The 3,014-nt window shown below is 49.5% G+C and carries 1 rRNA gene; it reads left to right on the forward strand.

Annotated features, from left to right (window positions below):
* Positions 1 to 87 precede the first annotated feature (87 nt).
* Positions 88 to 2,977 (forward strand): 23S ribosomal RNA (locus tag H5115_RS19865).
* Positions 2,978 to 3,014: the final 37 nt, after the last annotated feature.

Genomic DNA, 3,014 nt, shown 5'->3' on the forward strand with positions numbered 1-3,014 from the left:
TTGATTGATTGGTATCTACTTTAGTATTCAATATTAACTTCTGGCGAAGTTAAACTGTCACAAAACAAAGACCCGTTTGGGTTGTATGGTTAAGTGACTAAGCGTACACGGTGGATGCCTTGGCAGTTGGAGGCGATGAAGGACGTATTAACTTGCGATAAGCCTAGTCAAGCTAGTAAAAAGCGCTTGAGACTAGGATTTCCGAATGGGGAAACCCACCTGCTTGCAGGTATCGTTAACTGAATACATAGGTTAACGAGGCGAACGCGGAGAACTGAAACATCTAAGTACCCGTAGGAAAAGAAATCAACCGAGATTCCGAAAGTAGCGGCGAGCGAAATCGGAACAGCCCTTAAGCTTATTATGTGTTAATGGAAGGCTCTGGAAAGTGCCACGATACAGGGTGATAGTCCCGTACATGAAAAGACATTTTAAGTGAAATCGAGTAGGTCGGAGCACGTGAAACTTTGACTGAATATAGGTGGACCATCATCTAAGGCTAAATACTCCCAACTGACCGATAGTGAACCAGTACCGTGAGGGAAAGGCGAAAAGAACCCCTGTGAGGGGAGTGAAATAGAACCTGAAACCGTGTACGTACAAGCAGTAGGAGCCCACTTGTTGGGTGACTGCGTACCTTTTGTATAATGGGTCAGCGACTTATATTTTGTAGCGAGGTTAACCGAATAGGGTAGCCGTAGGGAAACCGAGTCTTAACTGGGCGACTAGTTGCAAGGTATAGACCCGAAACCCGGTGATCTAGCCATGGGCAGGTTGAAGGTTGAGTAACATCAACTGGAGGACCGAACCCACTAACGTTGAAAAGTTAGGGGATGACCTGTGGCTAGGAGTGAAAGGCTAATCAAACCGGGAGATAGCTGGTTCTCCCCGAAATCTATTTAGGTAGAGCCTCGGACGAATACTTACGGGGGTAGAGCACTGTTAAGGCTAGGGGGTCATCCCGACTTACCAACCCTTTGCAAACTCCGAATACCGTAAAGTAATATCCGGGAGACACACGGCGGGTGCTAACGTCCGTCGTGAAGAGGGAAACAACCCAGACCGCCAGCTAAGGTCCCAAAGTCATAGTTAAGTGGGAAACGATGTGGAAAGGCCCAGACAGCCAGGAGGTTGGCTTAGAAGCAGCCATCCTTTAAAGAAAGCGTAATAGCTCACTGGTCGAGTCGGTCTGCGCGGAAGATGTAACGGGGCTAAACTATGCACCGAAGCTGCGGATTCAGAATTTATTCTGAGTGGTAGGGGAGCGTTCTGTAAGCGGTTGAAGGTGTACCGGGAGGTATGCTGGACGTATCAGAAGTGCGAATGCTGACATGAGTAACGATAATGGGAGTGAAAAACTCCCACGCCGGAAGACCAAGGGTTCCTATCCCATGTTAATCAGGGTAGGGTAAGTCGACCCCTAAGGCGAGGCCGAAAGGCGTAGTCGATGGGAAACAGATTAATATTTCTGTACTCGATATAATTGCGATGGGGGGACGGAGCAGGCTAAACAAGCATGGCGTTGGTAGTCCATGTGAAAGTGAGTAGGTTGGTGACTTAGGTAAATCCGGGTTGCTATTAAGACTGAGACACGAGACGAGTCACTACGGTGATGAAGTTGTTGATGCCATACTTCCAGGAAAAGCCTCTAAGCTTCAGATTATATGGAATCGTACCCCAAACCGACACAGGTGGTCAGGTAGAGAATACTAAGGCGCTTGAGAGAACTCGGGTGAAGGAACTAGGCAAAATCGTACCGTAACTTCGGGAGAAGGTACGCTCCTATCTGTGATGAGACTTGCTCTCTAAGCGGACGGGAGCCGCAGTGACCAGGTGGCTGGGACTGTTTATTAAAAACACAGCACTGTGCAAAATCGCAAGATGACGTATACGGTGTGACACCTGCCCGGTGCCGGAAGGTTAATTGATGGGGTTATCCTTAGGGAGAAGCTCTTGATCGAAGCCCCGGTAAACGGCGGCCGTAACTATAACGGTCCTAAGGTAGCGAAATTCCTTGTCGGGTAAGTTCCGACCTGCACGAATGGTGTAACCATGGCCACGCTGTCTCCACCCGAGACTCAGTGAAATTGAAATCGCAGTGAAGATGCTGTGTACCCGCGGCTAGACGGAAAGACCCCGTGAACCTTTACTACAGCTTGGCACTGAACATTGAACCTACATGTGTAGGATAGGTGGGAGACTTTGAAGCAGCGACGCTAGTTGTTGTGGAGTCGTCCTTGAAATACCACCCTTGTAGTTTTGATGTTCTAACGTTGGCCCCTGAATCGGGGTTACGGACAGTGCCTGGTGGGTAGTTTGACTGGGGCGGTCTCCTCCTAAAGAGTAACGGAGGAGCACGAAGGTTGGCTAAGTACGGTCGGACATCGTACGGTTAGTGTAATGGTAGAAGCCAGCTTAACTGCGAGACAGACACGTCGAGCAGGTACGAAAGTAGGTCATAGTGATCCGGTGGTTCTGAATGGAAGGGCCATCGCTCAACGGATAAAAGGTACTCCGGGGATAACAGGCTGATACCGCCCAAGAGTTCATATCGACGGCGGTGTTTGGCACCTCGATGTCGGCTCATCACATCCTGGGGCTGAAGTCGGTCCCAAGGGTATGGCTGTTCGCCATTTAAAGTGGTACGCGAGCTGGGTTTAGAACGTCGTGAGACAGTTCGGTCCCTATCTGCCGTGGGCGTTTGAGAATTGAGAGGGGTTGCTCCTAGTACGAGAGGACCGGAGTGAACGAACCGCTGGTGTTCGGGTTGTCATGCCAATGGCATTGCCCGGTAGCTACGTTCGGAACTGATAAGCGCTGAAAGCATCTAAGCGCGAAGCAGGCCTCGAGATGAGTTCTCACTAGACTTTTAAAGTCTCTGAAGGGCCGTTGAAGACTACAACGTTGATAGGCAAGATGTGGAAGTGGTGTGAGCCATTAAGCTAACTTGTACTAATTACCCGTGAGGCTTAACCATACAACGCCAAACGCGTTTTATGCGACAGTTTGACAGA

Source organism: Pseudoalteromonas sp. SR44-2, from assembly GCF_014163745.1.
In the GTDB taxonomy this organism is placed as follows: Bacteria; Pseudomonadota; Gammaproteobacteria; order Enterobacterales; family Alteromonadaceae; genus Pseudoalteromonas; species Pseudoalteromonas distincta.